General features: G+C 75.3%; 18 protein-coding genes. 5 read left to right on the forward strand and 13 right to left on the reverse strand.

Features of this window, described 5'->3' with window-relative positions:
• Positions 1–4: 4 nt before the first annotated feature.
• Together ACZ6O2_RS19725 and ACZ6O2_RS19730 are read right to left on the reverse strand one after the other, a co-directional pair.
• On the reverse strand, positions 5–3,097 hold the full coding sequence (locus ACZ6O2_RS19725; protein WP_466023828.1) for an NACHT domain-containing protein: 3,093 nt from the start codon (positions 3,095–3,097) through the stop codon (positions 5–7).
• An 81-nt stretch (positions 3,098–3,178) separates the two neighbouring features.
• Complete coding sequence (locus ACZ6O2_RS19730) at positions 3,179–4,972, reverse strand: ABC transporter ATP-binding protein (protein ID WP_466023849.1); 1,794 nt, start codon at positions 4,970–4,972, stop codon at positions 3,179–3,181.
• Positions 4,973–5,051: 79 nt separating this feature from the next.
• Here ACZ6O2_RS19730 and ACZ6O2_RS19735 point away from each other — a divergent pair, with 79 nt between their 5' ends.
• Together ACZ6O2_RS19735 and ACZ6O2_RS19740 are read left to right on the forward strand one after the other, a co-directional pair.
• The gene (locus ACZ6O2_RS19735; RefSeq protein WP_466023829.1) at positions 5,052–5,477 is read left to right on the forward strand and encodes a MarR family winged helix-turn-helix transcriptional regulator; all 426 of its coding nucleotides are present in this window, start codon (positions 5,052–5,054) and stop codon (positions 5,475–5,477) included.
• A 202-nt stretch (positions 5,478–5,679) separates the two neighbouring features.
• Positions 5,680–7,464: an N-acetylglutaminylglutamine amidotransferase gene (locus ACZ6O2_RS19740; RefSeq protein ID WP_466023830.1), complete on the forward strand. Its 1,785-nt coding sequence runs from the start codon at positions 5,680–5,682 to the stop codon at positions 7,462–7,464.
• A gap of 177 nt (positions 7,465–7,641) precedes the next feature.
• Here the strand turns inward: ACZ6O2_RS19740 and ACZ6O2_RS19745 are convergent, their stop codons facing one another.
• From ACZ6O2_RS19745 to ACZ6O2_RS19780, 8 genes are all read right to left on the reverse strand, one after another.
• Positions 7,642–8,778 carry a carboxylate-amine ligase gene (locus ACZ6O2_RS19745; RefSeq protein WP_466023831.1) on the reverse strand — a complete coding sequence of 379 codons (1,137 nt, stop codon included), beginning with the start codon at positions 8,776–8,778 and terminating at the stop codon, positions 7,642–7,644.
• 328 nt (positions 8,779–9,106) lie between these two features.
• The gene (locus ACZ6O2_RS19750) at positions 9,107–10,318 is read right to left on the reverse strand and encodes an RNA polymerase sigma factor (protein ID WP_350707305.1); all 1,212 of its coding nucleotides are present in this window, start codon (positions 10,316–10,318) and stop codon (positions 9,107–9,109) included.
• Positions 10,319–10,320: 2 nt separating this feature from the next.
• The gene (locus ACZ6O2_RS19755) at positions 10,321–10,671 is read right to left on the reverse strand and encodes a YciI family protein (RefSeq protein WP_350707303.1); all 351 of its coding nucleotides are present in this window, start codon (positions 10,669–10,671) and stop codon (positions 10,321–10,323) included.
• Positions 10,672–10,849: 178 nt separating this feature from the next.
• Positions 10,850–13,678: a DUF5682 family protein gene (locus tag ACZ6O2_RS19760; protein ID WP_466023832.1), complete on the reverse strand. Its 2,829-nt coding sequence runs from the start codon at positions 13,676–13,678 to the stop codon at positions 10,850–10,852.
• On the reverse strand, positions 13,675–14,787 hold the full coding sequence (locus tag ACZ6O2_RS19765) for an ATP-binding protein (protein ID WP_350707300.1): 1,113 nt from the start codon (positions 14,785–14,787) through the stop codon (positions 13,675–13,677). Before ACZ6O2_RS19765 ends, ACZ6O2_RS19760 begins: the two co-directional genes overlap by 4 nt.
• A 15-nt stretch (positions 14,788–14,802) precedes the next feature.
• Positions 14,803–16,419 (reverse strand): VWA domain-containing protein, encoded by a 1,617-nt coding sequence (locus ACZ6O2_RS19770; RefSeq protein WP_466023833.1) that lies wholly within the window; start codon positions 16,417–16,419, stop codon positions 14,803–14,805.
• Entirely contained in the window at positions 16,416–17,822 is a 1,407-nt protein-coding gene (locus ACZ6O2_RS19775; protein ID WP_466023834.1) for a hypothetical protein, read from the reverse strand. The genes ACZ6O2_RS19770 and ACZ6O2_RS19775 overlap by 4 nt, the downstream gene beginning before the upstream one ends.
• The gene (locus ACZ6O2_RS19780) at positions 17,822–18,328 is read right to left on the reverse strand and encodes a hypothetical protein (RefSeq protein ID WP_466023835.1); all 507 of its coding nucleotides are present in this window, start codon (positions 18,326–18,328) and stop codon (positions 17,822–17,824) included. Before ACZ6O2_RS19780 ends, ACZ6O2_RS19775 begins: the two co-directional genes overlap by 1 nt.
• Before the next feature lie 272 nt (positions 18,329–18,600).
• Here ACZ6O2_RS19780 and ACZ6O2_RS19785 point away from each other — a divergent pair, with 272 nt between their 5' ends.
• Genes ACZ6O2_RS19785 through ACZ6O2_RS19795 form a run of 3 tightly spaced genes read left to right on the forward strand, consistent with a single transcriptional unit; the run spans position 18,601 to position 20,151 of the window.
• Positions 18,601–18,972 (forward strand): ArsR/SmtB family transcription factor, encoded by a 372-nt coding sequence (locus ACZ6O2_RS19785; protein WP_466023836.1) that lies wholly within the window; start codon positions 18,601–18,603, stop codon positions 18,970–18,972.
• 58 nt (positions 18,973–19,030) lie between these two features.
• A complete protein-coding gene (locus tag ACZ6O2_RS19790) occupies positions 19,031–19,591 on the forward strand; it encodes an NADAR family protein (RefSeq protein ID WP_466023837.1) in 561 nt (186 codons plus the stop codon).
• A 47-nt stretch (positions 19,592–19,638) separates the two neighbouring features.
• Positions 19,639–20,151, forward strand: coding sequence for an NUDIX domain-containing protein (locus tag ACZ6O2_RS19795; protein WP_466023838.1), 513 nt, complete (start codon positions 19,639–19,641; stop codon positions 20,149–20,151).
• A 150-nt stretch (positions 20,152–20,301) separates the two neighbouring features.
• On the opposite strand, the gene ACZ6O2_RS19800 is transcribed toward ACZ6O2_RS19795, so the two are convergent.
• From ACZ6O2_RS19800 to ACZ6O2_RS19810, 3 genes are all read right to left on the reverse strand, one after another.
• Positions 20,302–20,841 carry an RNA 2'-phosphotransferase gene (locus ACZ6O2_RS19800; protein ID WP_466023839.1) on the reverse strand — a complete coding sequence of 180 codons (540 nt, stop codon included), beginning with the start codon at positions 20,839–20,841 and terminating at the stop codon, positions 20,302–20,304.
• A 49-nt stretch (positions 20,842–20,890) separates the two neighbouring features.
• On the reverse strand, positions 20,891–21,940 hold the full coding sequence (locus ACZ6O2_RS19805) for an aldo/keto reductase (RefSeq protein ID WP_466023840.1): 1,050 nt from the start codon (positions 21,938–21,940) through the stop codon (positions 20,891–20,893).
• A gap of 203 nt (positions 21,941–22,143) precedes the next feature.
• Entirely contained in the window at positions 22,144–24,096 is a 1,953-nt protein-coding gene (locus tag ACZ6O2_RS19810; protein ID WP_466023850.1) for an ABC transporter ATP-binding protein, read from the reverse strand.
• Positions 24,097–24,373 lie beyond the last annotated feature (277 nt).

The following is a 24,373-nucleotide window of genomic DNA, read 5'->3' on the forward strand; positions in this document are numbered from 1 at the left end:
TCGGTCAGCCGTCGTGCCACATCGGGGCGCCGCGGCGCAGGGTCCGCGCCGCGATGTCCGGGGCGGACAACACGGCGACCAGCCTGCGCGCCGCGGCCACCGCAGGCGCCCCCAGCGTCGGGTGGCCGACCACCGCGTGACACGCCTGCAGGCCGATCTCGGCCAGCTCCCGTCGACCCAGCTCGATCCGCCGCCCGCGGGCCCGCCGCTCGGCGAGCACGGCCCGGAGCCGGTCGCGCACCTCTGCCCGCTCGTCGACGACGCGTCGCATCACCGCCACCGACCAGCCCCACGCCTGCCCGAGCAGCAGCGGGTCGGCGCGGTCATCGGAGCCGTCGTAGCCGTCGGCCAGAAGCAGCTGCTCGCGGCAGAGGGCGAGGGCCGCGCCGGGGTCCCCGTCCCCGTCGAGCATTATCCGGGCCAGCACTCCCGCGCCGAGGGGCATCGACCGACCTGGGCCGTCGTCGTCGCTCTCCGCCGCGAGCAGCCGCTCCAGGTGCTGCCGAGCCGCGTCGACGTCCCCCTGCGCGTAGCGGACGACCGCCACGAACTCCCGGGTGGCGGACAGCGGCCAGCCCGCCTGCTCCTCCCCGCGCAGCAGCTCGTCGCCGGCCGCCCGCAACTCGGCCAACGGCGCGGCGGCGGCAACCAGCTCGGAGACCCGCCGACGCTGCGCCGCCAGCGGCGTCGCCCCGGTGGACGCGAGCGGTGCCGGCATCGGCGCCAGCAGGTCCCCCAACCGGCTCCACTCCCCGGCGGCGGCGCCCACCAGCAGCGCCTTGCGCAGCGAGGCCAGGGTGAGGTCGTCGGCCGGCTCGACGTTCGCCGCGCGGGCCCGCGTGACGGCGGCGAACACGCCGAGCGCCTCCGGCCAGAACCCCGCCCGGGCCAGCTCGACACCGAACTCCTCGCGCGGCCGGCCGCCCCGCCGCCCCGCCAGCGAGCCCGCCGCCAGCCTGCTCTGCAGGCGGCCGTGCCGGAACCGGTACGCCCCCGCGCCGTGCCGCAACAGGCCGACCGTCTCGGCGTGGCCGAGGAACGCCAGCAGCCGGTGCGGCAGGCGGCCGCGTGCCGCCAGCGCCATCCGGGCCAGGCAGAACCGGACCCACGCGCCGTCCCCGCGCGTGTGCACCCACCAGCCCAGCCCCGCGCCGAGCCCGGCGTAGCCGAGGGCCTGCGGCGAGGGCAGCCGGGGCAGCAGGCCGGTCACCCACAGCAGCCCGGAGCCGGCCAGCACACCGACGAACCCGGCGGCGACGCTCGGCACCACCGACGCGATCGTCGCCGCGCGGTCGGCCCGGACGGTCTCGACCACGCCGGTGGCCCCGAGTTCCGCGGCCGGGGCGGCGACGTCCACCCGCAGCGCGGACCGGACCGCGACGAGGGCGAACCAGACGGCGCCGAGCACGACCGCGGCCCGCAGCTCGACCGGCCATCCGGCCAGCCCGGGCAGTCGGCCCGTCGCGGCGACCAGCTCGGGCGGTGGGGTGAACAGCCACAGCACGAACCAGGTCAGGAAGCCCCAGAACGCTCCCCGGACCAGCCCGTCGAGCACGCCGTCGCGCAGCGCGCCCCGGCCGCCGACGAACAGCACCCGTTTCGGCCGGCGGCCCAGGTCGCGGGCGCCGCCGCCCAGCGCGGCGGCCGGCACGGCCAGCGCGGCGGCCGCCGCCCCCAGGTCGGCGGGGTGGTCGGCGAGGGCGGTGAGCAGCTCGCGGGTGCCCGGGTCGGCGACCATCCCGGCCACCGACCGGAGCGCCTCCCCGGCGAGAGCGAGGACCAGCCACACCGCCAGCCCGGTACGCAGGCCGTCGACGACGGCCCAGAACAACCGGGGCAGCGCAGCCGGCAGCTGCCACCAGCGGAACTCGCGGACGTCGAGCGACTCCAGGTGCGCGGCCACGAAGGCCAGGTAGCGCCGGGCCACGTCCGGTTCCCACCGGCGCAGCCCCTGGGCGCCCAGGCGGGACCGCAGCGCGGCGTCGACCGCCCGGGACAGCAGCTCGTCCTCCACGGCGCCCCGCCCCCGCCTGGCCGCCAGCGGCACGAGGTCGCGGGGGTCGGTGCCGGGCTGGTCGAACGCGCTACGGGCCATCGCCACCATCAACGGCGTGGACAGCGCCCCGCTCAGCTCCGTGTCGCCGTCGATGCGCGCGGCGACGGTCGACCAGTTGCCGGCCTGGTGCAGGGGCGCGGCGTCGACCAGGTACTCCGCCACCTCGTCCGGAACCAGCGGATCGATCACCACCACCGCGGCGCCGCGCACCTTCTCGCCCTGGGCGAGGTACCTCTCGTACACCGACGTCCGGCAGGTCAGGACGAAGCGCTGGGTGGGCAGCTCGTTGAGTTCCTCGAGGCAGGCGGTCACCTGCTCCTCGGGCATCTCGTCCAGGCCGTCGAGGACGGGCACGACGAGGTCCGTCTCGACCAGGTCGCGCAGCACCGCCACGCGACGGGGATGGCGGGGTGCGAGCTGCGTGTACCGCCGGGCGAGGCGGTCCACCAGCCAGTCGCGGAACGTCTCCACGGTCGGGTCCCACGACGCGGCGGGCAGCAGCACCGGCACGGGCGCCTCGGGGTCCCGGCTCGGCGGCAGCTCGCGCGCCATCCGCAGGGCGATGACCGACTTGCCGGACCCGGCCGGCCCCAGCACCAGCAACCGCCCGGACGGGATGCTCCGGTAGCGGCTCCACAGTGTCCCGTGGCGGCCGGAGAGGTCCATCGGACCGGCCTCGCTGGATCGGCCGATGGCCCGCCAGGACGGCAGGAGCCGCTCTGCGGCGGTGCGCCAGGTCACCGGGAGCGGGTACGGCTCGTCGACCGCCCGCAGCAGCGCCTCGTCGCCCGGCTCGCGCCGGACCAGTTCGAAGAGTTCGTCCGCGGCCGCCCGGCGGTGGACCGCCGCCGCTGCCGAGGCGGCCTGCCGGTTGGTGAGGACCTGGTCCAGCACGACGTAGACGGCGATGACACCGGCGATCACGCCCCAGGCCCAGTTGACCTTCTCGAAGTCGTACCGCAACCAGACCCAGGCGGTCCCGGCCGCCGCGACGACGGCCACGAGGACGAGCAGGGCCCATGTCCATCCCCGACGCTGCACCGCCTGATTGTGATCGTCCAGCGGCCGCGCGGGCGGCCCGGGGTCGGGGTCGACGCACACCGCCGGCGGCAGCCCCGGCCGTCAGGCGGCCAGCGTCGCGTAGCGGCCGGCGCGCTCCAGCAGGTCGTCGTGGGTGCCGGACTCGACGATACGGCCGTGGTCGAGCACGGCGATCCGGTCCGCGTCCCGCACGGTGGAGAGCCGGTGGGCGATGGTGATGGTGGTGCGGCCCCGGGCCACCTCGTCGAACGCCCGCTGCACCGCGCGTTCGGTCTCGGTGTCCAGCGCGCTGGTGGCCTCGTCGAGGATCAGGATGCGCGGATCGCGCAGCAGCGTGCGGGCGATGGCGAGGCGCTGCTTCTCGCCGCCGGAGAAGCGGTGCCCCCGCGAGCCGACGACCGTGTCGTACCCGTCGGGCAGGCCGGCGATCAGGTCGTGGATCCGGGCGGCGCGGGCGGCGGCCTCGATCTCGGCGTCGGTGGCGTCCGGGCGGGCGTAGCGCAGGTTCTCCCGCACGGTGGTGTGCAGCAGGTAGGTCTCCTGGCTGACCACGCCGACGATCGCCGCCAGGTCGGCCAGGCGCAGGTCGCGCAGGTCGACGCCGTCGACGGTGATCCGGCCGCTCGTCGGGTCGTGCAGCCGGCTGACCAGCGCGGCCAGGGTGCTCTTGCCGGAGCCGGTCTCGCCGACCAGGGCGAGGCCGGTGCCGGCCGGCACGTCGAGGGTGATCCCGGCGACGGCGGCGGTGTCGCTGCCCGGGTAGCTGAAGGTGACGTCGGTGAACCGCAGGTCGCCCCGGACCCGGCGCGGGTCGACGTCGACCGGCTCGGCGGGGTCGTCGACCTCGACCGGCAGGTCCAGGTACTCGAAGATCCGGGCGAACAGCGCCAACGAGGCGGTCACCGAGACGCCCACGTTGAGCAGGCCCATCAGCGGCCGGAACAGCCCGCCCTGCAACGCGGTGAAGGCGACCAGGGTGCCGATGCTGAGCGTGCCGGCGGCGCCGGGCAGGCCGGCGCTGAGGTAGATGACCGCCGGGATGGCGGCGAAGACGACGCTCATCGAGGCCATCCGCCAGCGGCCGGCGAGTTCGGAGCGCAGCTCAAGGTCGACCAGGCGGGCCGACGAGGCGGTGAAGCGCGCGGCCAGCGCCGGGCCGGTGCCGAGGGTCTTCGCCAGGTGTACGCCGCTGACCGACAGCCCCTCCTCGACGGTGACGTTGAGGTCGGCGAGTTCGCGCTGGCGTCGCGCGGTGATCTCGCGGCGCAGGTGGGCGACCCGGCGGGTCAGCCAGACCGCCGGCGGCAGCACGACGAGGGAGACCAGCGAGAGCCGCCAGGAGAGCGCGACCATCGCCGCGGCGGTGGCCACCACGGTGGTCAGGTTGGACGCGATCGAGGTGGCGGTGGAGGTGACCACGCTCTGCATACCGCCGATGTCGTTGGTGATCCGCGACTGCACCTCGCCGGTGCGGGTGCGGGTGAAGAACGTCAGCGACTGCCGTTGCAGGTGGGTGAAGACGTCGGTGCGCAGCCGGTGCATGACCTGCTGCCCGACCCGGGTGGAGATCCAGGTCTGGAGGACGCCGAGCACCGAGGTCACCGCGGCGACCGCGACCATGCCGGCCACCAGCCAGACGAGCAGCGCCAGGTCGCGTTCCGGCAGGGCCCGGTCGATCACGGCGCGGAGCAGGAAGGGGGAAGCCATGGCGAGCACCGAGGACACCACGATGATCGCGGTGACCGTGGCGAGCGCGCTGCGGTGCCGGGCGAACAGCCCGCCGATGCGCCGCAGCGACACCTGGCGGGCCTGTGCCTTCTCGGCGGCGCTGACCTTGCGGGGGCCGCGGTCGCGGCCGGAGGGGTGGGGTTCCAAGGGGTGCTCCCTCACGTCGGAGATGCTGAGGTTACCTCAACATGAGGGAACAACAGCTCCTCCTGCTACCGTATTCCCCGTGACCGGAGACACCGACGACGCCGGGGACGGCCTCGCCGAGGCGTTCTGGGCGGTGACCCGGCGGCTGCGGCACCGCACCCGGGAGGCGCTCGCGCCGTGGGACGTCACGCCCGGCCAGTCCCGGGCGCTCGGCGTGCTCATCCGGCACGGCGCGCTGCGGCCCGGCGCGCTCGCCGAGCACCTGCGCATCGCCCCGCGTTCGGCCACCGAGGTCGTCGACGACCTGGAGGCGCGCGGCCTCGTGCGACGCCGTCCCGACCCCGCGGACCGGCGCGCCACCCTGGTCGCCCCGACCGAGGAGGGCACGCGGGCCGGCAAGGCCATCCACGCCGCCCGCCGGGCCGCCGCCGAGGACCTCTTCGGTGGCCTCGCGCCGGCCGACCGGGCACAGCTCGCCCGCATCCTGCGTACGCTGCGCGACTGACCGGCTGCCGACGGCGCCGGCACCGCCCCGCGGGCCGCCCTGGGCCACTCCCCGGGGGTTTGACCCGCCCGGGGCCGGGTAGCCCAGCCGCCCGTCCTGGCGACGGGACCGGGCCCCTGCGAGCGGGTGGTCCGCCACCTGCGACGCCGACGGGAGTGGTTACGGTGGGTCCGGTTCCCCCGAAAGCCGGTGACCGCTGACGATGTGCGGCATCAGTGGCGAGGCGAGGTTCGACGGGTCGCCCCCCGACGCCGACGCGGTGACCCGGATGACCGAGGCGATGCGGTCCCGGGGCCCCGACGGCGAGGGCCTGTGGAACGACGGCTGGGTGACCCTCGGGCACCGCCGCCTCACCATCATCGACCTCTCCGCGGCGGGCGGCCAGCCGATGGTGCGCGAGGACCTCGGGTTGGGGCTGGTCTTCAACGGCTGCGTCTACAACTACCCGCAACTGCGCGACGAACTGCGGGCGGCCGGGCACACCTTCCACTCCACCAGCGACACCGAGGTGATCCTGGCGGCGTACGCGCAGTGGGGCGAACGCTTCGTCGACCGCCTGGTCGGCATGTTCGCCGTGGTCCTCGTGGACCGGCAGCGGCGTCGGCTGGTGCTGGCCCGCGACCGGCTCGGCATCAAGCCGCTGTACCTGGCCGAGTCCCCCGGCCGGCTGCGGTTCGCCTCCACCCTGCCCGCGCTGCTGCGCGCCGGCGACGTGGACACCACGATCGACCCGGTGGCGCTGCACCACTACCTGTCCTGGCACTCGATCGTGCCGGCGCCCCGCACCGTGCTGCGCGGCGTGCGCAAGCTCCCGCCGGCCACCGTACGGGTCGTGGAGGCCGACGGGCGCAGCCGCGAGCACGTCTACTGGCGGCCCGACTACGCCCGGGACCCCGCCCACGACGGGATGGACGCGCGAGACTGGCGGGCCGCGATCGGCGGCGCGCTGCGCACGGCGGTCCGACGGCGGCTCGTCGCCGACGTTCCGGTCGGCGTGCTGCTCTCCGGCGGCCTGGACTCCAGCATGATCGTGGCGCTGCTGGCCGAGGCCGGGCAGCACCACCTCCAGACGTTCAGCATCGGCTTCGACAGCCGCGGCGGCGAGGTCGGCGACGAGTTCCACTACTCCGACCTCGTCGCCCGCGCCTTCGACACCGACCACCACCGCATCCGGCTCGCCGACGACGACCTGGTCCCGGCGGTACGCCGGACCGTCCACGCGATGACCGAGCCGATGGGCAGCCACGACGTGGTCGCCTTCCACCTGCTGTCCGAACAGGTCGCGCGGCACGTCAAGGTGGCCCAGTCCGGGCAGGGCGCCGACGAGGTCTTCGCCGGCTACGGCTACCACCAGCCCCTCGCCCGGGTGCCCCGCGACGGCGCGGCGGACGCCTTCGCCGACGCGTTCTTCGACCGGGACCACGCCGAACTGTGCCGGGTCGTCAGCCCCGCGTACGCCTGCGACCGCGACGCCAGCCGCGAACTGCTCGCCGCCGACCTGGCGGCGAGCGGGGCGGACACCGCGCTGGACGCCGTGCTGCGCCTGGACACCCACCTGATGCTGCCCGACGACCCGGTGAAGCGGGTGGACAGCATGAGCATGGCGTGGGGGCTGGAGGTGCGCACGCCCTTTCTCGACCAGGATCTGGTCGCCCTCGCGGCGGCCTGCCCGCCCGAGCACAAGGTGGCCGGCGGCGGCAAGGGCGTGCTGAAGGAGATCGCCCGGGAGGTGCTGCCGGCCGAGGTGGTCGACCGGCCGAAGGGCTACTTCCCCGTGCCGGCGCTGCGCAACGTCGACGGCCCCGTACGGCAGCTCGTCACCGAGGCCCTCGCCGCCCCCGCCGCCCGGGAACGCGGCCTGTTCCGCCGCGAGTACCTCGACGAGCTGCTCGCGGTGCCGGACCGGGCGCAGGCCGCCGCCGGCAGCAACAAGCTGTGGCAGCTCGGCCTGCTGGAGCTGTGGCTCCAGTCCCACGACATCCGCTGACCGGCACCCCCCGGCCCGCCTCGGCCGCACCCCTCCGATCCCACAACCCGGTCACGGTAGAGGCGACCCCGGCAGCGTCACACCCCGCGGCCAACCCCGGCTGGGGTTGAGCCCAGCCGGTGCGCTCACGGGTGGAACGCCACGGGTGGCGGGGTGGCACCCGGGGTCCGGGCGGCGTCAGCAGGCGAGGGTCTCCGCGGCCAGGTGGTCCAGGACGGCCCGTACGTCGTTGCCGGTGCGGGCCATCACCCGGCGCTGCCGGGCGGCGCCGGTGCCGTCCCGGCGCACCCGGGCCACCTGTTCGCGTACGTGGTCGAGGTCGCCGTGGCGCGACAGGGCGGGCGCGACGGTGGCGACGAGTTCGTCGACCAGGTCCCACGCGGGGCGGGCGCCGCCGGAGCGCAGGTCGATCAGGTCGCCCTCCAGTCCGTCGTGGGCGGCCCGCCAGTGCGCGGCGGAGACCAGGCAGCCCCGGATCCGGGGGGCGGGAACCCCGGCGCGGACGTCGTCGGCCAGTGTCGCGACGAGCGCCCGGACCAGGCCGGCGACGAGCACCGTGTCGTCCACGCCAGGGCAGACGTCGCCCACCCGGATCTCGACGGTGGGGTACGCGGTGGAAGGGCGGGCGTACCAGTAGACCATCGCGGCGTCGAGCATGATCCCGGCGCGGATCAGGTCGTCCACCGTCGCGTCGTAGTCGGCGGCCGAGTCGAAGTGCGGGGTCGGCCCGATGCTGGGCCAGCGTTCCAGTTGCATCGAGCGCCAGCTGGCGTGTCCGGTGTCGCGGCCGTCGTGCAGCGGCGAGTTGGCGGTGATCGCCTGCACCACCGGCAGCCACGGGCGCAGGTGGTTGCACACCTGGACGGCCAGTTCGCGGTCGGGCAGCCCGACGTGGACGTGGCAGCCGCAGACCGCCGGATCGTGCGCGACCGGGCCGAAGCGGCGGGACATGGCGTGGTAGCGAGGTTTGTCCGGCACCGTCCGGTGCGGCTCGTGCACGGGGGTGGCACCGACCGCGACGAGCCGGGCCCCGGCGGCACGGGCCGCGTCGGCGGCCGAACGGCGCAGCGCCACCAGGTGGGCGCGCAGCTCGGTCAGGTCGGCGGTGACCGGCGTGACCATCTCCACCATGCTGTGCCGGAACTCCTGGCGGCTCTGGTTCCGGGCCGTCCCGGACAGTGCGGCGAGCACCCGGTCGGCGACTGGAAGACTCTCCCCCGTCCGGGGATCGAGCAGCAGGTACTCCTCCTCGACCCCGAGGGTGAGGGCGGCCAGGTCGGGCACCGCGGTGGTGACTGCCGGGCGGTACGTCATGGGCCGTCGGCATCCGTTCGTCGGGCGGCGCGCCGGGGCGCCGCGCTGCCGGAAGACCCGCGTTCCCGGCCCCGGGAGCGGGCAAACGCCGGGCACCGGCGCCGGCCGGCCGCCTCGGCCAGTGCCGGTAGGCCTCCACCGGCCCGCGGTGCCCGTCGGCCGCCGGCGGCCCCGCAGCGTTCTCCGGCGGCCCCGCAGCGCTCTCCGGCGGCGCGGAAGCGCGCCGGCGAGCCGGAAGCGCGCCGGCGAGCCGGGGCGCCTCGTCGCCAGCGGTATGCCTGGTGGCTCCCCCGCCGAAGTGACGACCGCCGAACGCCGTCGGGCGGCGCTATCCGCCTGATCGCGCCGAGACCGCCCGCGCGGCCAGGAAGGCGCGTTCGGCCGCGTTGTCCGTCCGCTCCGCAGCCGTCCGGTACGCCTCGGCCGCCTCCCCCGCCCGGCCCAGTCGGCGCAACAGGTCGGCCCGGACGGCGTGGAACACGTGGTATCCGGCCAGGTCGAGGCGGTCGACGGCGGCCAGCGCCACCGCCGGCCCGGCCACCTCGGCCAGCGCGACGGCCCGGTTCAGCGCCACCACCGGGCCGGGGGCACACGCGGTGAGCTGGTCGTACAGCGCGAGGATCTGGGCCCAGTCGGTGCCGGCGGCGCTGGGCGCGTCGCTGTGCACGGCGGCGATCGCGGCCTGGATCTGGTACGGACCGGGCCGGTCGCGGCGCAGGCAGCGGCGGACCAGGGCCTGCCCCTCCGCGACGAGCCCGGCGTCCCACCGGCGGCGGTCCTGCTCGCCCAGCGGGACCAGCACGCCGTCGGTGGTGGTGCGGGCGGGGCGGCGCGCCTCGGTGAGCAGCATCAGCGCCAGCAGCCCCAGCGCCTCCGGCTCGTCCGGCATCAACTCCACCAGCAGCCGGCCCAGCCGGATCGCCTCGGCGCACAGGTCGTCGCGGACCAGCCGGTCCCCGGAGCTGGCGGTGTGCCCCTCGGTGAAGATCAGGTAGAGCACGGCCAGCACGGCGGAGAGCCGGTCCGGCAGGTCGGCGTCCCCCGGCACCCGGTACGGGATGCGGGCGTCGCGGATCTTGGCCTTGGCCCGGACGATCCGCTGGGCCATCGTCGCCTCCGGAACCAGGAAGGCCCGGGCGATCTCGGCGGTGCCCATCCCGCCGAGCAGCCGCAGGGTCAGCGCGACCCGGGCGGCCTGACCCAACGCCGGGTGGCAGCAGGTGAAGATCAGGCGAAGCCGGTCGTCGCGCACGGGTCCCTCCCCGGCCGGTACGTCGCGGGTGTGCAGCAGGACGGCCTGGGCGTGTCGGTCGGCCCGCGACGCCTCCCGCCGCAGCCGGTCGATCGCCCGGTTCCGGGCGGTCGTGATGATCCAGCCGGCCGGGCTGGGCGGCGGCCCCGTCTCGGGCCACCGCGCCACCGCCACCGTGAACGCCTCCTGCACCGCCTCCTCGGCGAGGTCGAGGTCGCCGAGGAGGCGGACCAGGACGGCGACCGCACGGCCGTACTCCGTGCGGAACGCCGCCTCCACGTCGGACACGCTCAGTCCTCGCCCTGGAAGGGGCGCACCTCGATCGGCAGGGTGGTGGCCAGCGCGTACCGGCGGCCCCACGCCAGCGCGGCGTCCAGGTCGGGCGCCCGGATGATGGTGAAGCCGCCGAGGTACTCCTTGCCCTCGACGAACGGCCCGTCGGTGATCAGCACGTCGCCGTCGGACGGCCGCAGCACGGTCGCCGTGTCCGGCGCGTGCAGCCCCTGGCCGAAGACCCAGCACCCGGACGCCTCCAGCTCCTCGCGGATCGCGCCCAGCTCGCGCATCACCCCGGCCAGGAAGTCCGGGTCCACCAGTTCCTCGCCGCCGGGCTGGTAGATGCTGAGCAGGTACTCCTTCATGGCCTCTCCTCGCGTCGACGGCCGGCGCCACCGCCGGCCTCTCACCCTCCACACGAACGAGGCGAGCCCGGATCGACAACCCGCGCGCGAGATCCGGCTCGCCGGCGGTGGTCCGCGCCCGCGGGCCGACGAGCGCCATCGGCCCGTCGTGCGGCTCGGACCTCCCACCGGCCCGCCGTCAGCCCGGCTCGCCCGCGAGCAACGCGGCCACGGCGTCGGCGGTGGCCGGATGCGTGGCCAGCAGGGCGGTCAGGCCCGGCGGGGTGGCGGGTGCGGCGGCCTCCTCGCGCCACCCGCCGTCGCAGCCGAGCAGGGCGGCGACGGCGTCGACGGCCTCCGGGTGGCCGGACAGCAGGGCGGCCACCGGACCGGACGCGACGGCGGGGACCGCCGGCGCCGGCGGGGACGCCGACGCCGACCACGGCGGCACCCAGGAGTCCAGCGCGGGCAGCGACGCGGGGAAGGTACGGCCCGCCTCCCGCACCAGCAGCGGCACCAGTTCCGGGCCGTGGTCGCGCAGAGTGGTGATCAGCGTGGGCAGCCAGGGCAGCAGAACCGGGTCGGGCAGCCGGGCGAACGCGGACGACATCACCTCCACGACGAACGGGGCGAGCCCGGGCACCGACTCCAGGGCCTGCACGAAGCCGCTGAGGTACTGCGGGAAGGCGGGCACCACCAGCGGGTTGCCGAGCAGGTCGGCGCACCGCCGGCGCAGCTCGGCCAGAGTCAGCAGGCCGAGTTGGTGCCGGGCGACCCAGAGCAGCGCGACCTTGGCCGGCGCCTCCGGGTGGGACTGCGCGACGGCGAGTTCGAGCTGGGACCGGTCGCAGCCCAGGGAGAGCGCCAGGCTCTCCATGCCGAACAGGAAGCCGAGCATGGCGCCGACCTGCCGGACCCCGCTCCCCTCGTCGACGAACGCCGTGGGCAGCAGCGTGCAGTAGTGGGCGTACCCGGTGGTCACGAACGCCTCGCACCAGGCCGGCAGTGGCCCGGTGGCGCGATGGTGGGCCAGCAGCCGCCGGATCCGGCGCAGCACCTCGGGGGCGTCGTCGACGGTGCGTTCGGCGGCGAGCAGCTCCACCGCCCGGTTGCCCAGCTCGTCGACCAGGCGCGGGCTGTCGAGCAGTCGTACGGCGTCCTCGACGGCCTCCAGCGCGACCGAGGCCGTGGCGTCCGGTCCCCGGACTGCGCGCCGCAGCCGCTGCTCCAGCACCTGCTCGACGGTGACGCCCTCGTAGCCCAGCTCGATCAGCGCCCGCTGGTGGCGGCCGAGGGCCAGGTCCCAGCTCTCCTGGATCGAGCGGTGCCCCAACCGGCGCTCGCCCATGATGGGTCGTACCGCGTCGGGGGGCAGCAGGTGCCGCAGCCGCCAGAGCAGGTCGGAGCAGGGCGCCAGCTTGGGGTCGGCGTGCAGGTCCAGCAGCGCCCGCTGGACCTGGCGCTTCTCCAGGTCCAGCCCGAGCGGGGCGAGCCGGTCGTGGACGTCGCGGGCGAGCGGCGGAAGGGCCTCGTAGCCCACCTGGCCGATCCGGTCGCCGCCGAACAGGATCTCGCAGAGCCGGCGGACGTCCCGGCGGCCCGGGACGACGTCCTTCTCGATGCAGGTGACCGCCGCGTCGGCGAAGTCGTACGGCGTGGGGCGGGCCCGGTTGCGCAGGCCGGCGAGGAGGATCGAGGTCTCGAAGACGGCGATGGCGTCGGCGGTGCTGGCCAGGTAGCCGTTGCGCCGGGCCAGCCGGACGATGTCGACGCACCAGCCCCGCAGCTCCGCCTCGTCGAGGCCCTGCACCGCCGGTGGCCGCCCGAGGTAGCCGGAGAGCCGGTCGGCGACCGGGGCCGCGGGCACGGGGGCCGGTGCGGCGCGGCGGCGCCCGGCGCGGGTGCGGGTGCCGCGCTGCCCCTCGAGTTGGAACGGCGACAGCCCGGACCGGGCGACCGCCTTCGTCCAGGTCGCCGCGGCGATCGACACCGAACCGGCCGCGAGCCCGAACTGCGCCTCGATGGCGGAGTGGCTGGAGGGGATCAGGCCGTAGTGCCACCGGGTGCCGGTGCGCGGGGTGATCTCGAACGGGGCGTCGGCGCGCAGCCCGAACTGCTCGACCCGGCTGGCGGCGTGGAACGCCCCGCAGACGTGGAGACACTCCGCCGGATCCGCACCCGAACTGGCCAGATGCTCCCGGATCCGGGTCCACATGTAGCGTTCCCGGTCCTCGTCGCGGTCACGCCGGTCCGCCCCGGCCGGGCGCAGCCGCCGGAACAGGCTGCCGATCAGCACCATCACCTGCCGGTAGGTGTCGTGGTCGGCGTCGGCGAGCGGCTGCTCGACGTACTGGTCCCACCACTCCGACCAGTGCCGCACCTTGCCGTGGTGCAGCAGGTACGCCTCGAGTTCCGCGAAGCGGGGCCGCAGGTCCCCGATCTCGACCCCGACGGCGTCCCCGTGCAGGGCCGCCTCCTCCTCCGCCGGCGCGGTCGGCTCGACGTCCCCGCCGACCGGGGCCTCGTCGGCCGTGCCGGGAGGGCGGGGCAGCCACTGGAAGACGTGGTCGGTGGAGCGGTCCACCAGGACCAGCTCGACCCCGGGCGTCTCCAGCGCGTACGCGATGGCCTGGTATTCGGCGCTGGCCTCGGTGATCGGCGCGACCACGCTGAGCGGCCCCCAGTCGGCCGGGAAGCCCTCCAGCTCCGAGGCGAACGCCTGCACCGCCACCGGGAGGCGGCAGTTGCGCAGCTCGCCCAGCAGCGGCTGGAGGTCCTCGCAAAGCTCCAGGTAGATCACCTTCGGCTGCTTGACGCGCAGCCGCCGGACCATGGCCAGCGCGGACGCCGGCGAGTGGTGGCAGACCGGGAAGATCTCCAGTTCCTCGCCGAGGGCGCGGTCGACGTCGTCGACCATGCCGGCGAGGATGTCGGCGACGGCGCCCGGACTGTCGGCGAAGGCGGTGGCGGCGGCGGCGAGCTGCTGGCGCAGCTCGCCGAACGGCCCGGCCTCGGTGGGCGCGGTCACGACAGGGAGGCGATGGCCTGGCGGCCGCCGTCGAGGAAGCCCTCCCAGGGGCCGCCGTCCTGCTTGGCGCGCGGTTCCACCACCCCGTGCAGGTACTTGTTGAGGATCGCGAGGTCCTCCGGGCTGCGCCGGGCCAGGGAGCCGACCAGCGACCCGGCCAGCGTCGCGGCGCGCAGGGTGCGGTCGCCGAAGAACTGGCTGTGCAGGATGGCGTCCTCCAGGACGCCGATCTGCTCGGCGGTGGACAGCGCCGACTCCAGCTTCTCGTCGTCGCTGGTCGCCGAGGAGGCGGCGGCACGCAGGTCGGCGAAGCTCTGCAACAGGATGTCCAGCAGGGTGGGCGGCACGTCGAGCGTGATCTGGTGCCGGCGCAGCAGCTCCTCGGTGCGGAAGCGGACGATCTCCGCCTCGCTGCGCTTGTTGGTCACCACGGGGATCCGGACGAAGTTGAACCGCCGCTTGAGCGCGGACGAGAGGTCGTTCACGCCCCGGTCCCGGCTGTTCGCGGTGGCGATGATCGAGAAGCCGGGCTTGGCGAAGACGATGTTGTCGTGGTCCAGCTCCGGGATGGAGACGTACTTCTCCGACAGGATCGAGATCAGCGCGTCCTGCACGTCGCTGGTGGAGCGGGTCAACTCCTCGAACCGGCCGACCACGCCCTGCTCCATCGCCGTCATGATCGGCGACGGGATCATGGACTCCCGGGACTGTCCCCTGGCGATCACCATCGACACGTTCCACGAGTACTTGATGTGGTCCTCGGTGGTGCCGGCGGTGCCCTGCACCACCAGCGTCGAGTTGCGGCAGACTGCGGCGGCCAGCAGCTCGGCGAGCCAGCTCTTGCCGGTGCCCGGGTCGCCGATCAGCAGCAGGCCCCGGTCCGACGCCAGGGTCACGATGCTCCGTTCGACGAACGTACGGTCGCCGAACCACTTCTGCGGGATCTCCCGGTCGAGCCCGTCGGCCCGCTCCGAGCCGAGGACGAACAGTCGCACCATCCGCGGGCTCAGCCGCCACGAGAACGGCTTCGGGTCGGTGTCGACCGACTCCAGGTAGTCGAGTTCCTCGGCGTACTTGACCTCGGCGGGGGCACGCAGCATCTCGGACATGAGGGGTTCGTTCTCCTAGGTGAGGAAGCTCTTGAGCTCGAAGACGAGTTTGCGGATGTGGCCGGAGATCACCGGCGTGCCCAGGTCCTTGAAGCGTTGCCGGAACCAGGGGTTGACGCTCTGCTGGCCCGAGCTGTTGACCGAGCCGACCGGGATGAACCGCACCCCGGAGCGGTGCACCGCCTCGATGCCGTCGAACAGCGGCTGGGAGCGGCCGAACTCGTAGAAGTCCGAGATCCACACCATGACCGTGTTCTTCGGCTCGACGATCTTGGGGCGGGCCATCGCCATCGCGACCGGGCCGTCGTTGCCGCCGCCCAGGTTGGTACGCAGCAGCACCTCGAACGGGTCGTGCACCCACGGCGTCAGGTCCAGCGCCCGCGTGTCGTACGCGATCAGGTGCACGTCCACCTTGGGCAGCCCGGCGAAGATCGACGCGAGGATGGTGCAGTTGACCATCGAGTCGACCATGGAGCCCGACTGGTCCACCACCACGATCAGCCGGGCCGGCGTGACCCGGCGGGCCGTCTGCCGGTAGTAGAGCCGGTCGACGTAGAGGCGCTCGTCCTCCGGGCTCCAGTTGGTCAGGTTCTGCCAGATGGTGCGTTCGAGGTCGAGGTTGCGGTACACGCGCTTCGGCGGCACGGACCGGTCGACGACGCCGACGCTGGTCTGCGCGACCTGGGTACGCAGCACCTCCGCGACCTCGTCGACGAAGCGGCGGATGAGCGCCTTGGCGTTGGCCAGGGCCACGCCGGAGAGGTTGGCCTTGTCCCGCAGCAGTTGCTCGATCAGCGACATGCTCGGCGTCAGCCGGCTGGCCAGCGCCGGGTCGGCCAGCACCTCCCGCAGGTGCATCCGGCGGACCAGGTCGCCCTCCAGGCCGGCGAGCACCCCGCCGAGGCCGTCGGTGCCGCCCTGCCGGCGCAGCTCCCCGGGCTCCAGGCCGAGCGCCTGCTCGAACCAGCCCGCGTCGGACTGCCACCGGGCCAGTTGGCCGGCGTCGACCGCCCCGTGGCCGGTGGCGAACACGTTGAGCAGCAGCTTCGACACCAGCGCGGCGCGGCGCACCTCCGCGGCGCCCGGCCCGGCCGCCGGCCCGTCGCCGCCCGATTCCGCACCGCCCGACCCGGTGTCGGCGCCGGGCCCGAGGTCGACGCCGGACCCGAGGTCGACGCCGGAACCGGGGTCGACGCCGGAACCGGGGTCGACGCCGGAACCGGGGTCGACGCCGGAACCGGGGTCGACGCCGGACCCGAGGTCGACGCCCGGCCCGGTGCCCGTCGTGGCGCTCGATCCGGTGTCGGCGCCGGCCCCGGCGTCCGTCGTGGCGGCGGGGCCGGGCGGGGTGGGCCCGCCGTCCGGCGGTGGGCCCGCGCCCGCGTCCTGCCCGGATCGGAGCAGGCCGCGCAGCTCGGCGGCGAGGGCCGGGAAGCGCTGGACGACGGTGTCCACCGACACCGCCGGGTCCAGCAGGGCGGCCGGCAGGCCGAGGTCGTCGACGACCGCCATGCTGGCCGACTCCAGGGCGGGCTGCTCGTCGGGGTCGAAGAGCCGGGCGAGCAGGCGCCAGTAGAGCACCTGGCGTCGGTTGGCGTCGGCATGGCCCGCGGGGGCGAGGGAGTCGGTCATCGGCGCAGCAACCGTCCCGCGCGCTCGCGCAGCACCGCCACGGCGTCGCCCGCCTTGGCGTCGGCCTTGGCGGCCTTCGGGTCGGTGACTCCGCACGCCCAGTCGCCGGTGTGCGCGCCGACCGGCTTGCGCTTGACGGTGGCCTGCACCGCCAGCGGCTGGAGCAGCCACCGGCCGTCGTCCCACCGCACCAGGCCGAGACACGCCGACGAGGCCGCGATCAGGTCGGGCGTGAGCGGGCCGCAGGAGGGCAGCCGGTCGACCGCGACGGCGAGCGGGTGGCCGTCGAGCTCGACGGTGAGCGCGCCGTCGTCGTGGCGGACGGTGTAGCCCTCGAGCAGGACGGGCTCGGCGATCCCGACCGGGTGCCGGTCCAGCGGCGCCGGCGCCGCCGCGACCGCCGCCGGCAGCAGGACCCGCGCGGTGGCGAACGGGTCGGCTGCCTCGCCGAGTCGCGCCCGGTCGTCACGCCAGATCAGATCCGCGCCGCGCAGCGCAAGGCCGCTGACCGTCAGGCCCCGCCGTTCGGCCAGCGCGGCCAACAGCACGGGGTGGGCGTCCAGCAGGCGCCACAGCGCCGGCCCGACGATCGTCTCCACCTTGACCGCCCCGACGGTGGCGCGGACCAGGCGGGGCGCCGCACCGTCGGCCGGTTCGAGGATCCCGTGCACCTGGGCCTGCACGGCGGTGTCGTGCTCGTGCACGTCGACACCGAGCACCAGGAGCCGCCCGGAGACCTCCTCGACGGCCGGCGGGGCGGTCACGGCCGCCGCGTCCTGGGCGAGCAGCAGGCCCCGCGCCCACAGGTCGGCCCAGCGCCGGACCGGCGGATGCGCCATCGTGGCGACCGGCGCGCAGGCCCGCAGCTCGGCGGCCAGGCCGTCGAGCAGCACCGCCAGCCGACGCAGGCCCGGCTCGGCGAGCGCGGCCTCGATCGGCGTCGCGGCCGCGGCGACGAGTTCGTGGTCGACGCCGCCCCACCCCGCGAGCGCCAGCTCGTGCAGCCACGCGCGGACGCCGGCGAGCGGCGGCGGCGCGTCCGCCGCGGGCCCGGGCGGGCCCGGCGCCCAGGGGGCGCGCGCCCGGCCCAGGGCGGTGTCGAGCTGCCCGAGCAGCGCGTCGTGGGCCGCGCCGAGCAGCGCGCACCGGGCACCGGCGAGGGCGACGAGATGCTCCTCGGTCACCGAACCGGCGGTCACCTTGCCGACCGCCTCGGCCACCAGGTCACCGAGCGGCGTGGGGGCGAGCGCTCCGGCCAGCGCGGCCAGCGCCGCCGCGTCCTCCTCGTTGACCCGGGCGAACCCGCGGACCAGGGCGTCGTCGAGGCCGGCGACGAGGTCGAGGGCGTCGGTCAGACCGGTCGGTGCGCCGTCGCGCAGGACGGCGAGCTGCGTGCCGAGCATCAGCGGCCCGCCCCGGTGGCCGGGAACCAGTGCAGCTCGGGCAGGGGCGCCGTGCTGCCGGGAAGTTCCAGATAGGACAGGTGGCGCAGGAAGCGGCTGAACACGACCGCGGCGGGGGTCGGCTCGTGCCGCGCGTCCAGGGCGGCGATCAGGTCCCCGCCGGTGCTCGCCCCGTCGCCGGCCTCGACCCGCAGGTAGCGGGCGACCCGGTTGACGCCGTACTGGAGGACGGCCTCGTCCACGAGGGCGTGCAGGTGCTTGCACAGGACACCGCGCAGCCCGCCGCAGGGGCGGTTGTTGTTGGTGCTGCAGTGGTAGGCGTGGGTGCCGGCCGCGATCGAGGACACGTAGACCCGCTCGACGTCCGACCCGCTGGACACCACGCCCTGCAACCGCCCGTCGGCCAGCTCCACGAAGGGCACCTTGGCCAGCTTGCGGGGCCGTGCGGGCGGCACCACCCGCACGGTGCTGCGCCGTCTCCACGCGGCCTGTTCCGCGTCCGCCACTGTCCGAACCTCCCGTCCGCCGCCGCGCGGCGCCGCCGTGACCACGCCGACGCCGGATGGACCCGGCGTCGCCGTCACGACGAGGATCATGGACCACGGGTCCGACATCGTCGCCGGGGGCCGGCGACGCCAGGGGCGACGATCGCCGGCGCGGGGTGTCGCGGTTTGTCGCGGTCAGGGCGGCACGGGCGTACGACCTGCGTCGTGTCTCCGACACCGACCCGCGTACATCAGGTCTCGCCTAATTAAGTTGAAGTTGATATAAATGACCGGTGCACGCCTTCGATGTGCTCGGCGACCCGGTGCGGCGCCGCATCCTCGAACTGCTCACCGACGGTGAGATGACCGCCGGTGGGCTGTGCGACGTGATCCGGCGCGAGTTCGGGATCTCCCAGCCCGCCGTCTCGCAGCACCTCAAGGTGTTGCGGGACAACGGCTTCGCCACCGTGCGCGCGGAGGGGACCCGACGGCTCTACGCCGTCGACCCCCGGCCCCTGCGGGAGGTCGACCAGTGGCTCGACCACTTCCGTCGGTTCTGGACGCCGCCCCTGCAGGCCCTCGCGACCGAGCTCGCCCGAGGCATGCGCGAACGGCGGCTACGCGGGCGCCCCGGCGACGCGCCCGACGACGGCGGCGACCGCTGAGGACGCCGCCGGAGAGACGTGCGGCGTTCTGTCGGAGCCGTCGGGCAGACTCTCCGGCATGTCGCCGCGATCCGTCGCCGCCCTCGTCGCCGCCACGCAGGCCGGCGAGAGGGTCCGCTACCTGCACTTCTGGGGCCACCGGCCGCGCCGCGACGGCGGCGTCGGGCCGGGCTGCCTGAGCCAGTGGTGGCCCGCGCCGTTCCGCGACGGCGGCCGGACGTATGCCACCGCCGAGCACTGGATGATGTGGCACAAGGCGGTGCTGTTCGGCGACGCGGACGTCGCTGCCCAGGTCCTGGCGGCCGGGCACCCGCACCGCGCCAAGTCGCTCGGCCGCCGCGTGCGCGGTTTCGACGAGGCGACCTGGGCGTCCCGGCGCTACGACATCGTGGTGGCGGGCAGCGTCGCCAAGTTCGGTCAGCACGACGACCTGCGGGCGTTCCTGCTGGCCACCGGCGAGCGGGTGCTCGTGGAGGCCAGCCCGGTGGACCGCGTCTGGGGCATCGGGCTGGCCGCCGACGATCCGCGCGCGGAGGATCCGCAGGCATGGCAGGGCGCGAACCTGCTCGGCTTCGCCCTGATGGACGCCCGCGACGCCCTCCGCACGGGCGCTCCCTGACCGCGGGACCGCTGCCGGCGGCTCCGGGGCGGGTAACGTGCTTCGGCATGACGGCCGCCGCGTACTCCCACTGCTCCTTCTGCGGCGTGGCCTACCCGGCGGCGGCCGGGTGGCCGCGGGTCTGCGGGGCCTGCGGTGAGACCGTCTGGCGCAACCCGCTGCCCGTCGCGGTGGCGGTGCTGCCGGTCCGCACGGACGCGGGCCTCGGCGTGGTCGTCGTCCGCCGGGACATCGAGCCGGCGCGCGGCCTGCTCGCGCTGCCGGGCGGCTTCATCGAGTACGGCGAGGAGTGGCAGGAGGCCCTGGTCCGGGAGCTGTGGGAGGAGACCGGCCTACGCGCCGACGCCGCCGACGCCCGCCTCTTCGCGGTGCACAGCGCCCTGGCCGGCGGCACGATGATGGTCTTCGGGGAGCTGCCCGAGCAGCGGGCCGAGGCGCTGCCACCCTCGGCACCCACCGAGGAGGCCACCGAGTGGCTGGTGCTCACCGAGCCGACGGATCTGGCCTTCTCCACCCACACCCGGGTGCTCGCCGACTTCCTCGCGCGGCGGGCAGCCTGACCCGGACCGGCGCCGCGCGGCCTACCCGGCCGGCACCGCGCGGCCTACCCGGCCGGCACCGCGTTGCCTGACCCGGGCCGGCACGACGCGCGGCCCGACCCGGCCCGTATCGTCCGGCGCCGGTCCGGTCGGGCTCGGGGGCGTGGCCGGTCAGACCGCGAGGTAGCGGGCGGGGACCGCGTCGGTGAGCCAGACCCCGTTGGCGCTGCGGTAGAAGGCGTGCCCGTCGCGGGCCATCCCCGCCGCGTCCACCGTCAGGATCACCACGGCTCCCCGCCGGCGGGCGCCCACCTGCCGGGCGGTCGCCACGTCCGGTGACAGGTGGACGTGGTGCCGGCCGCCCCGGTGCAGGCCGGACGCCCGGATGGAGTCGAGGGCGACGCTGCTGGTGCCGTGGTAGAGCCGCGCCGGCGGCGGACACGGCGTGAGCCCCAGGTCGACCGGGATGGAGTGCCCCTGGTTGGCCCGGATCCGCTCGACACCGTCGGGGCCGCGTTCGACGGCGAAACGCTGCTTGTCGTTGCCGGCGACGACGGCGTCGAGGTCGACGCGGTCGACCCGCAGCGCGGTGAGCAGGTCGTCGACCGGCACCCAGCCGGCCCCGTCGGGCACGAGGCCGAACCGGGCGGGCTGGTGCCGCAACGCCAGGGACATCCGCTTGCTCAGCCCCACCATCGCCCGATGATCCACCCCCGAAGTCTGCCTCCCCGAGCATGATCCGCGCCAGGCGATTGGGCGGTCAGGCGGCGGGCCGGTCGGGGGTCGGGCGGCGACGGCGGGCCGGGTCGGTGAGCGCCGGCGGGCGCCAGACGCCGTCCGGGGCATACAGGTCGGTGCCGGGTGGGACGATCTCGTCGATCCGGTCGAGCGCGGCGTCGTCGAGGGTCAGCGCGGCGCCGGCCAGCAGGCCGTCGAGCTGCTCCATCGTCCGCGGCCCGAGGATCGTCGAGGTGACCGCGGGGTGGGCCACGGTGAACGCCACGGCCAGCTCCGGCAGCGAGCAGCCGACCTCCCCGGCCAGCTCGACCAGCCGCTCGACCGCCTGGTACTTGGCGGCGTTGCCGGGGATCGACGGGTCGAACCGGGCCGGGGTGAGCGCGGGCCGCCCGGCGGCCAGGTCGACGGGACGGCCGTGGCGGTAGCGGCCGGACAGGAAGCCCGAGGCGAGCGGGCTCCAGACGAGCACCCCCATGCCGTACCGCTGGCAGACCGGCAGCACGTCGGCCTCGATGCCCCGGGCCAGGATCGAGTACGGCGGCTGCTCGGTGCGGAACCGGCCGAGGCCGCGCCGCTCGGCGACGTGCTGCGCCTCGACGATCTCCTCGGCCGGGAAGGTGGAGCAGCCGAACGCCCGGATCGTGCCGGCCCGGACGAGGTCGCTCAGGACGCCGAGGGTCTCCTCGATGTCGGTGGTGTGGTCGGGGCGGTGCACCTGGTAGAGGTCGATCCAGTCGGTGTCGAGCCGGCGGAGGCTGTCCTCGACGGCCCGCAGGATCCAGCGTCGGGAGTTGCCGCCCCGGTTGCGCCCCTCCCCCATCGGGAAGTGCACCTTGGTGGCGAGCACGACGTCGTCCCGGCGGCCCCGCAGCGCCCGGCCGACGATGCGTTCGCTCTCGCCGGCCGAGTACATGTCGGCGGTGTCGACCAGGTTGACGCCGCGGTCGAGGGCGGCGTGGATGATCCGGACGCAGTCGTCGTGGTCGGGGTTGCCGGCCGCGCCGAACATCATCGTGCCGAGGGCGTGGACGCTCACCTCGATGCCGGTGCCGCCCAGGACGCGGTAACGCATGCTCGTGCTCCTCGTGTCGCCGCGCCCGGCGTGGGTCCGCCGGGCGTCCGGGCCACGTTAGGAATTCGAGTGCGCTGGAAGTCAACACCGGAGCCACCCGGGCCGCCGGTCGGTCTCCGGCGCGCCTCGCCGCCGACGTCGGGCCGCCGGCCAGCGGACCGCCCGGCCACCCGCGGGGCGGTCGGTCAGCGCGGGGCGGTCGGTCAGCGGGGCAGGCCGTCGTCGGCCGCGGGGGAACGGGCGAGGTAGCCGCTGGCCTGCAGGTCGAACAGCTCCCGGTAGAGGCCGTCGGCCGACATCAACTCGTCGTGGGTGCCCTGCTGAACGAGCCGGCCCTGCTCCATCACGAAGATCTGGTCGGCGTGCCGGACGTTGGCCAGCCGGTGGGTGATCAGCACGACGGCCCGGTCGGGACGGCGACGCAGGTGCTGGAAGAGCGCGTGTTCGGCCCGCGCGTCCAGGGCGGCCGACGGCTCGTCGCAGATCAACAGGGCGGCGTGCCGGTAGAGGCCCCGGGCGGCGACGAGCCGCTGCCACTGCCCGCCGGAGAGGTCCTGGCCGTCCTTGAACTCGCGGTCGAGCAGGGTGTCGTACCCGAAGGGCAGGCCCGCGATCATGTCGTGCGCGGCCGCCGCCCGCGCGGCGTCGTGCACGCTGGGCCCCGGCCGCTCGGGCGCCCGGTCGTGCCGCCCGATGCGGATGTTCTGCCGGGCGGTGAACGGGAACCTCCACCAGTCCTGCGTCATCACCGCCACGTGTCCGCCCGTGGCCCGCGGATCCAGCTCGCGGGCGTCGACCCCGTCCCAGCGGACCGCGCCGCCGGTCGGCCGGTAGAGCCCGGCGATGAGCTTGGCCAGGGTCGTCTTGCCGGAGCCGTTCTCCCCGACCAGGGCGACCACCTGGCCGCGCCGCACGGTGAGGCTGACCTCGTCGACGGCCGGCCGCTCGGTGTCCGGGTAGCGCAGGCTGACGCGGTCCAGCTCGATCGCGTCGAACCCGTCCACCGCCCGCCCGCCGCCGGCCGGGACCCGCGCCCCGGCCCGGTCGAGGACGTCGCGGTAGTCCTGGTAGTAGAGGGCGTCCTCGTAGAGCGAGTTCGTGGCGAGGACCGCGACGTTGAGGCTCGTGCGGGCGGACTGGAGGGCGAACAGGGCGGTCGCGGCGGCGGCGAGCGCGACCATGCCGTTCAGCAGCAGCGCGGCGAGGACCGCGTAGACGCCGAAGGCGGCGAGGCCGGCGGCGGTCGCGCCGGCCACCCGGGTGGTGGTCTGCGCGCGGACGAGCCGCAGGTGGGCGCGGGTCTCGACGGTCATCATGGCGCGATACTCGGCGAGCAGGAAGTCGCGCATCTGGTAGGACCGGACCTCGGCGGCCGTGTGCCGGTTGGCCATCAGTTGGGCCAGCATCCGCATCCGCCGCTGCCGGGTGATCCTGGCCAGCATGGCCAGATACTGCCGGCGGGCGATCCGGACGGCGGTGGCCGCCTGCGGCACCGCCGCGAGCAGCAGGCAGGGCAGCAGCACCGGCTGGATCACCGTCACCGCCACCGCGGTGGCGAGCATCCCCACCACCCCGGTGACCAGGTTGACGGTGTGGTCGACGATGTAGGCCGCCTCGCCCATGCCCCGGTCCCGGGCCCGGTCCATCTCCTCGGCGAACCCGGCGTCGTCGAACGCGGCCAGGTCGACCGCCGTGGTGGCCTCGAAGAGCCGCAGCTCGACCTCGTAGTTGATCTGGGGGGTCAGCCGGGCCTGCGCCCAGCCGGCCGCGATCGTCAGCCCACCCCGGGCCGCCACGGCCGCCGCCGCCAGGGTCAGCGCCGGCAGCGCGGCGCGGACGCGGTCCGGGGTGGGCCCGGCGGTGAACAGCTCGCGCAGGACGCTGGTCGTGGCGAGCAGCCCGAAGGTGGTCATCACCCCGGCGGCGACGTTCAGGCCGATCGAGGCGACGGTGTCCCGGCGGCTGGTGGCCCAGGCCAGCGCGACCGCCTCCCGGACCAGCCGGGGCAGTCGGCGGGCGACCGCCCAGAAGCTGGTGTGGGCGAACTCCCGCGCGTGGTGCATCCAGTCCGCGTCCTCCAGCTCCGGCAGCAGCGCGGTGGCGGAGGCGTCGTCGGGGTGGTCGTCCTCCCCGGACGGCTGGCGCTGGCGGGTCATCGACTCCACGGACGCTCCTCGGGCGGCGGGGCTGACCGGATGCCCCCGCCGGGCGGGGTGGCCGTGACGCGTCCGACCGGCGAGGACCGCCCGAGACTACTGGCTGCGATCGCGCGATGTCTCCATGTGGTCGGCGTGTCGAACGAGCGTGCTAACGGCGTGTCGCGGGGCGGCCGCGCCGCCGCCCGGCCGGTCCGGCGACGTCCCGCCCCTACGGTCGACCCGGGGTGCCCGCGACCACGCCCGCCGGCCCGGCCACCGCCGGATGTGACCGGGC

Source organism: Micromonospora sp. NPDC048040, from assembly GCF_055587185.1.

What these genes read in the sequence shown, in the direction of transcription:
- ACZ6O2_RS19740 (WP_466023830.1), top strand. Translation starts at nt 5,680, where the DNA reads ATGTGCGGCATCAGTGGCGAGGCGAGGTTCGACGGGTCGCCCCCCGAC.
- ACZ6O2_RS19745 (WP_466023831.1), bottom strand. Translation starts at nt 8,778, where the DNA reads ATGACGTACCGCCCGGCAGTCACCACCGCGGTGCCCGACCTGGCCGCC.
- ACZ6O2_RS19755 (WP_350707303.1), bottom strand. Translation starts at nt 10,671, where the DNA reads ATGAAGGAGTACCTGCTCAGCATCTACCAGCCCGGCGGCGAGGAACTG.
- ACZ6O2_RS19765 (WP_350707300.1), bottom strand. Translation starts at nt 14,787, where the DNA reads ATGTCCGAGATGCTGCGTGCCCCCGCCGAGGTCAAGTACGCCGAGGAA.
- ACZ6O2_RS19770 (WP_466023833.1), bottom strand. Translation starts at nt 16,419, where the DNA reads ATGACCGACTCCCTCGCCCCCGCGGGCCATGCCGACGCCAACCGACGC.
- ACZ6O2_RS19775 (WP_466023834.1), bottom strand. Translation starts at nt 17,822, where the DNA reads ATGCTCGGCACGCAGCTCGCCGTCCTGCGCGACGGCGCACCGACCGGT.
- ACZ6O2_RS19790 (WP_466023837.1), top strand. Translation starts at nt 19,031, where the DNA reads ATGTCGCCGCGATCCGTCGCCGCCCTCGTCGCCGCCACGCAGGCCGGC.
- ACZ6O2_RS19795 (WP_466023838.1), top strand. Translation starts at nt 19,639, where the DNA reads ATGACGGCCGCCGCGTACTCCCACTGCTCCTTCTGCGGCGTGGCCTAC.
- ACZ6O2_RS19805 (WP_466023840.1), bottom strand. Translation starts at nt 21,940, where the DNA reads ATGCGTTACCGCGTCCTGGGCGGCACCGGCATCGAGGTGAGCGTCCAC.
- ACZ6O2_RS19810 (WP_466023850.1), bottom strand. Translation starts at nt 24,096, where the DNA reads ATGACCCGCCAGCGCCAGCCGTCCGGGGAGGACGACCACCCCGACGAC.